The sequence below is a fragment of the Pseudomonas amygdali genome (assembly GCF_002699855.1).
In the GTDB taxonomy this organism is placed as follows: Bacteria; Pseudomonadota; Gammaproteobacteria; order Pseudomonadales; family Pseudomonadaceae; genus Aquipseudomonas; species Aquipseudomonas amygdali.
The window spans coordinates 1-221 of record NZ_LKBW01000252.1; the positions used below are offsets into that span (position 1 = coordinate 1).

The following is a 221-nucleotide window of genomic DNA, read 5'->3' on the forward strand; positions in this document are numbered from 1 at the left end:
CAGAAATGGGCCACCGACGTGACCGAATTCAAAGTAGGAGGCCAGAAACTCTATCTGTCGCCGATCATGGATTTGTACAACGGCGAAATCATTTCCTATGCGAGTGCCAGGCGCCCGCTGTACTCCATGGTCGACGAAATGCTTGAAGGAACATTCACGCGGCTTGGACCGGATGAAAAGCCGATTTTGCATTCTGACCAGGGCTGGCAATATCGGATGCC

Annotated in this window: 1 protein-coding gene; it reads left to right on the plus strand. The window is 52.5% G+C overall.

Annotated elements, in window-relative coordinates:
* Positions 1 to 221, plus strand: a 221-nt coding sequence (locus AO277_RS15740) for a DDE-type integrase/transposase/recombinase (protein WP_143492802.1), incomplete at both ends; no start/stop codon positions are given.